Origin of the sequence: Cohnella boryungensis (assembly GCF_042651945.1) — a bacterium.
In the GTDB taxonomy this organism is placed as follows: Bacteria; Bacillota; Bacilli; order Paenibacillales; family Paenibacillaceae; genus Cohnella; species Cohnella boryungensis.
In genome coordinates, this window is the sequence record NZ_JBHSED010000004.1 from 125,537 (window position 1) to 133,167 (window position 7,631).

At 45.3% G+C, this 7,631-nt stretch carries 1 protein-coding gene; it reads right to left on the reverse strand.

Features of this window, described 5'->3' with window-relative positions:
• Positions 1–3: 3 nt before the first annotated feature.
• Entirely contained in the window at positions 4–7,584 is a 7,581-nt protein-coding gene (locus ACFO1S_RS04500; protein WP_378126329.1) for a polymorphic toxin-type HINT domain-containing protein, read from the reverse strand.
• Positions 7,585–7,631 lie beyond the last annotated feature (47 nt).

Sequence of the window (7,631 nt, forward strand, 5' to 3'; positions counted from 1 at the left end):
ACCTCATTTGTTATTTTTTATCATTTTATTATAATCTGCTTTAGAAATTTTTCCGTCATTAACCATTTGTCTCAGCACATCGGCAGGTACTTCCTTAGCAGGATTAACAACTTCATAAGGATGCCATCCTGCTTCACCATCAGGTTGAAACTTAACTAACTTGCCTTCATAAATATTGTAAAGTTGTTTGTTCTTTGAGGACGAATAAGCGCCATCTAGTAGCTCTTGCCCAGTTTTCGCATCAGGTATTGGATTAGGGCTTCCCCATCCACTTTGAGGGTCATGCTTAGGGCTAGGCTCATAATTCCTTTTTGGAATACCTCCCACACCCTCAGGAACACAATTCTTCGTATTGGTATTATGCACCCAAATACTCAAATCGGACACAAAGTAAGTATGAAAGTCGGCTACTTCAAAATTATACACCGTGACCTTTTCTTCTAGCTTCACAATCGTTATTTCTTCAATCGTTAGAAGTTCGCCGTTGCTATTTTGTAGTTGGTCTCCTTCCTCCAAGTCTACTGCAAGCACCCACCCCTTGCCTGCTACCCAGAATGGATGATTAAACGTCGTTTCAATGAGTTGGCCGTTTACCGTAAGCTTGTAGATCACGTCTCGCTCGTTGCGAAACAGGTTTAATACTTCCTTGTACGCAATCTCGCCTGTCTCGTCATCCTTAGAGAGCACCCGATCTCCGACCTTGATGTCTTCAATATTTCTCTCCCCTTGGTCGGTAATCACCTTAGTTCCAGCCGTGAAGCAATTGCAGCCCTTTCCGAAGAAATCGTACTCCTTCTGCTTCGCTGCACGAGAGCTCCCGGGCTGCAGCTTCACAGAATTCGTTACCTTCTTTTCAGTCTTGGCCAACTGCGCTACGTCATCTACTTTACTTCCTATCTTTATAAGCTTTTTGCCCTTGGATAGGACGTTGATAATTTTTCCACCCGGAATAAAGGTAGTCGCGGCAAATGCTTTATCCAGCCACGAGGCATTCGAGTCAGATAGCGTCTTAACATCGTCTAGAATCAGGAAATCCGCAGTCGCTTTCGATGCCCGCCATGCCCAGTCGAGAAATCCATCGTTGTCTTCATCTCGACTTAAACCGAAAGGATCAATATAAGAAACTGGATTACCGTTAACATAGGCATACCTGTTGAGTGATGCACCTTCTGCAATACTGCCTTGAACGACATCGCGATTCACGAATCGTTTGATCTCCGGGCTGTAATAGCGTGCGCGCATGTAATACAGCCCATTAGGATCTGTCATAACACCGTCGCGTCCATTATAGAGAAACGGATTGTTCGTTTCCCCCTCATGAAGGAGCAACTCGCCATACGCACCATATTCATAACTGTCCGTACGCTGACCCTGTATGTCAGTTAAGACCGTTGTACTGCCTCTTCGATCAAAATGATAGGTAGAGTACGTTCCATCTGCATCTTGTCTACCCAGTAATCCCAAGCCATAGATATAATACGCGTTCGGGGCACCGCTCTCATCTGTCTCCATCAGAACTTGACTTAGATAGGATGCGGTGTCTGTAACATAATAAGTTGCCTCAGTTACACTGATGAGTGAAGTACGCACATCCTCCGCATCATACGTATACCTTATTTCACCAGCTTGAATCAGACGGTTGCGAGAATCGTAAACGAAGGCATCCATTTGTCCATGCAAAGGACCCGAAAGCATGTTCCCATCAGCATCATATTGGATATCTTGTTCATTAAAGCTTAGAAGACGATTGTTGCTGCCAAAGTTCATGGAGATGTCGGCATCTCCGGATATCATAGTCAGATTGCCGGCTGCATCGTATGCATATTGGGTATCGTTTGTTGTGATCAAGCGATTCAACGGATCATAGATATAGGATTTTTCCGCTTCCGTACTCACATTGCCGATTTCGTCGTACGTATATCCATCCTCAATCCATACGGTCCCGTCTGCAGCTACATCTCTTAATTGAAGAAGCTTTCCCGCTGTATCGTAGATTCTGGTCTCGATTGAACCGTCCGTTCTTTTTGTTTTAACCAGTCTTCCGTTGACATCGTACTCGTACCTGGTTACACGACCAGCCCAATCTGTGACTGCAATCATACGATCTGCCGCATCGTAAGCATAGCTTACATTCTTCCCGTCAGGGTAAGTAATCTTCGCCAGCCGACCTGCAGCATCATATGTGTAGCCTATGGTTTGATTACGAGAATCGGTTAAAGTAAGGACACGATTTAATGCATCGTAGGTACGTGTTTTATTCCCGTAGACAGCGTCGGTCACAGAGAGAACATTATCATTGTTGTCATACGAATATGTGACTTCTCCCGCCAACTCGATCGTTCTTGTTAGACGTCCTGCAGCATCATATTCGTTTTGTGCCTGTTGGGCCCTTGCATTCGTTCGAAGTACCAGATGTCCTTTTGAGTCGTATGTGTAGTAAATGCTCCCTCCATAAGCAAAAGTGGTCTGAATAACCTGTCCAAGCTTATTGAACGAATAGCTTGTCCTATCTTGATTCGGGTCCGTATAGCTCGTTAGATTGCCTGCTGTATCGAAGGTTTGGGCACTTATGCCTTCCAATGGATCTGTAACCGAAATCATACGATCTAATGCATCATACTGATAAACCAACGTTCTATCCAGTGCATCCTTTTTCTGAATTACTCGTCCCGCTGCATCATAGTTCAAAGAAGTTGTTGATCCTAATGCATCTGAGACAGATGTTACATGGCCCACGTTATCATATGTGGCTGAGTAGGCAACCGTTCCCGAAGCATCGATACTTTGAATGAGACGTCCTGCAGCGTCGTATACGCTTCGAACTGTTTGATCTAATTCATTGATAGTCGCGACTAAACGACCAAGGGCATCATATTGATAGCGGACGGAGTTGCCCAGTGGATTAGTCACTTTAATGAGTCGATTCTCACTATCATAATGAAGAGTCGTCACATAACCCAACGCGTCTGTCTTTTTCGTCAACATCCCATTCTTGTTGTATGAATAGGCTGTCACGTTTCCATTGCCGTCCGTTTCTGTGAGCAAATGTCCCGCGGCATCATAGGTATAAGAACGAATATGGCCAAGCGGATCTGTAGCTGAAAGCATATTCCCTACAGCATCGTAGCTAAATTGTGTGACAAATCCGTTAGCATCGATAGACTGCACAAGCCGTCCCAAAGCATCATAGACGTAAGTTTCCGAATGCCCTTCCGCATTGGTAGTGCGGATATTACGATCCAACTCATCATACTCATACTGAGTTCTTGCACCTGCAGGGTCTATCTCCTGAACAAGGCGATTTTTGCCGTCATATTCATACAAGGTGCTATAGCCTAAGCTGTCCGTCTTCTCTACCAGTCTGCCGTTCGCATCATAACGCATGGTCATTGTACCGCTCACAGAATCCATTATCGACACGAGATCATTGTTCTTATTGTACACGTAGCTTTTCTTATGGCCGACGGCATCTGTAACAGAAGTAATATTTCCTACTGAATCATAAGTGTAAGCGGTGGAGCTTCCTAAAGAATCCGTTTCCGTAAGGAGTTGACCTGCAGCATCATAAGTGTATGCGTTAATTGCACCTGCTGGATCAATAAAACTCGTGATGTGGCCCGTGGCGTCATAGTCCATCAACTTCTTATTCCCGAGACTGTCGATGGATTGAATAACATCACCTGCAGGGTTATACACGACAGAGACCGCATTTCCCTCGGGATAGATGGTTCTCAACAATCTGTCCAGAGGATCATATTCATATACGGTTTGATTGCCGAGGACATCCGTACTGCTTTTCAATCTGCCTTTGGCATCGTAACCGAGCCGACTTTGATTGCCTAACGCGTCTGTTACTGTCGTTAACCTGTCTACAGCGTCATATGTGTACCTTGTAATGAAACCTAGTGCATCCGTTTTTTCGATTAACTTCCCGTTGCCGTTGTACTTGTAGGTTGTTTCATTTCCAAGTGCATCAATTTGCTTAACGGGAGCTCCAAAGCTGTTGTAAATAATCGTCGTCAAATTACCTAGTTCATCGGTTATTTGCGTAAGATTATTGTCACGATCATAGGCATATTGTGTCAAATATCCTGATGGATCTGAAGTTTGGATGAGTCGCCCGGCAGCATCATAGCTGTATAAGGTCGTATTTCCCTCAGGGTCAGTTACTTCGGCTACTTGATGATTATCATTGTATGCATAGGAGGTGACTCCCCCATTCGGTGCTGTCTCAGCCACAAGCAAACCCTTGATATCGTAGGTATACGATAAACGATTTCCGTTAAGGTCGGTCAAACTGAGCAGATTGTTATTCCCATCATATTCATAGGAAATGTTGTTTCCCGCCGCATTGGTCAATCTGGTTATCCTATTCTGAGCATCGTAAACCATTCGAGTTATCTTGCCTGCAGAATCTTGAATGCTTAATAGATTGCCTCTTTCGTCATATGTCATATGGCTCGTCTGTCCTGCAGGGTCTATCATTTTAGATCTATTCCCGTAGATATCGTAGCTGTAAGAAGTTACTCCACCGGCTTCATCGATTTTCTTAACCAATTTGTATTGGCTGTCATGATACAGCTTACTTATCTTGCCTTCCCTGTTCGTTACCGTTGTGATTAAATAACCGGGTTGCGTGCTTTCATCGTATTGAAAAATTGAAATTGCGCCAAGCGCATCCACTTGTTTAACTACACGCCCCAAGCTGTCATACGTGTCCTTAAAGACTTGTACCCCATCTCTATCGGTACCTGTTAATATGCGCCCCATGGCATCGTAGCTGTAGGTATAGGTGCTTCCAGATTCATCGCTCATCTGGGTTAAATTATTGCTTTCGTCGTATCCAAAGTTAATTTCTCGTTCAATTCCATCCTTCACTTTACGCAAGCGGCCATATTCATCATAAGTGAATTGCAAAGTCTGGCCGGTAAGTGCATTCGTTACCTTGCTTAACGTACCGGCATTATTGTAAGCAAACAGAAGCGATTGCCCTTGTGCATTGATCAGAGACGTCAGATTGCCTTGGGTATCGAACTGATATCTAATATGATCCGCTCTTTTTAGTTCGTAAGTGCCATCTGCATTTTTAATGATTGTATCCCGCTTAACAGCTTGCTCTGACGACGTATACGTATTCGCGTCTTTCGACCAGAACGTGTTATAACGATTGGCTCCCCATTTCAATTGCAGACTGCCATTGTCCATTGCGAGAAGTCGAGCTTCATACTGGTGACTCCACCCTCTTCCCAGGATGCCATTGTTTAGGAAAAGCGAGTTGTAGTTGAGCTGCACGCCGAATGGTAGTGTTCCTTCCTGTGAAAGTTTTGATAATGAAATGACATGAGCACCTGTAGAAGTATCGATCGGATCTTCTACCAACGTCAGCGTATCGACAGTGGACGGATCAATTTTATTAATTTGCTGGACGGCAACATTACCGGACAGACCATCCGAGAAAAGCACAACAAAGGATTCTCCGGGGTCACCATAAACTCGAATCCAATACTGCCCCGATGCAGACGGCGAGAATGTAATCGTATGATCCGGACTTGTGGATCTTTGGAGGACTGATCCATTTGTATTCAGGATCGCCATATACTTGGCGCCTCTTAGTTGAAAAATGTATCGTCTGTAGCTATTTAACTGGCCGCCAAATTCTGAGTATCCCGAGTCATCGATTTCGCCAAATTGTTGATCCATGAAAACCTCATAAACACCGAAGCCAACCTTCTTTCTTTGATCGGAAGCATTGAGGAGACGTACATAATACAGTCCATCTGCATCAGCGAGGTAATCCAAGATGATATCATTGCTTCCGCCTTTATAGTTCCCATATTGATCGTAAAGAGAGATCCCATTTCCTGTATCCGCCATAAAACTGTAATACTTGCCGCTTTGTAATTGAACCTTGTAGTAGGAGCTCTCATGAGCCGGTATCGTATTGCTTGACAACACGTTAATGACAATAGGATAGGCTTGATCATAATCAGAGCCGTCTGCTGAAGCCATCAATGTGCCATCGGAAACCGATGTCCTTACAAAGTAATGATCATCGGAATCAGGCGTGTAACTCATGTTCGAGCGGCCTGTAGCAACTTCTTTTAATTCCGTACCCTTGTAGAGGTAAAGATTATTCACTCCGATCGTAGTATCCACAGCAATTACAATTGTTCGATTCGCTTTAACATCTATAGAATAATAACCTGTGTTGATCTCTTGCGGGCCTGGTGCAATGAAGTATAGCGATGCAAAAACTTTAATGGGACCCTTTGTCCCGACTTGTTGAATACGCACGAAGTATGTTCCGGAGCTTTCCGCCAAGTAAACGATTTTATTATTGGAACTACTCGCCAATACGTCGTTGTTTGCGGACAGGACCGCTAATCCTCCAACTTCATTAGCAATGACACTGAAGGCTTGTCCGGCTAACAGATTAACTTTGTAATAAGCATATGCGTTCACTGGAACGGAAAAGTTAGATTGGTGTATCTTCCCCTCCTCGATCCCTAAGGGGTAGGCATTGGCAAAGTCGGACCCGTCCGCTGAGTTAAGCGTACTACCGCTATTGCCTGAGACACGCAGATAAAACTGATCGCTTAGCGTCGGTATGTATACCAGTTTGGAGTATCCATAGGCTTCATGGGATTTCCCTAGATCGTGATATACATATAAAGCTGTATCGTATCCATTAATAATCGGACTCGTGAATACAACCGTCCGATCCGCTTTCAAGTCTGTTGCATAATAACCCGATTTGACAGGCTGCGGCCCGGGATTGAGATATCCTAGCGCTGACCATACTGTAACTTTTCCAGTCTCGCCGCCTTGCTGAATCCTCACGTAATAAGTCCCGGCGTTTTCCGCCTGGAACATGATCGATTTCGAGGCGCTCTCCGCCAACATGGCTTGATCGCTTGAAAGCACGGCGATACCCACCGGGCTCAGCGCCTTCAGCCCGATCGCTTCTCCCGCCTGCAAGCTGACTTTGTAATAAGCATAGGCATTGGCAGGAATCGAATAGCTGGACTTGTGCACTGCTCTATCCTCGATCCCCAGCAGGTAGGCATTGGCAAAGTCGGACCCGTCCACCGAGGTCATCGTCCGCTCGCTATTAGCTGAAACATTCAAATAATACTGATCGCTTAGCGTCGGTATGTATTCCAGTTTGGAGTAGGGCCCATAGGCTTCAGGGGATTTCCCTAGATCGTGATATACGTATAAAGATGTATTGTACCCGTTAACACTCGGACTCGTGAATACAACCGTCCGATCCGCCTCCAAGTCTGTTGCATAATAACCCGACTTGATCAGCTGCGGTCCGGGATTGAGATATCCTAGCGCTGACCATACCGTAACTTTTCCAGTCTCGCCGCCTTGCTGAATCCTCACGTAATAAGTCCCGACGCTTTCCGCCTGGAACATAATCGATTGCGAGGCACTTTCCGCCAACACGGCTTGATCGCTTGAAAGCACGGCGATGCCCACCGGGCTCAGCGTTTTCAGTCCGATCGCTTCTCCCGCCTGCAAGCTGACTTTGTAATACGCATAGGCATTGGCAGGAATCGAATAGCTGGACTTGTGCACTGCTCTATCCTCGATCCCCAGCAGGTAGGCATTGGCAAAGTCGGACC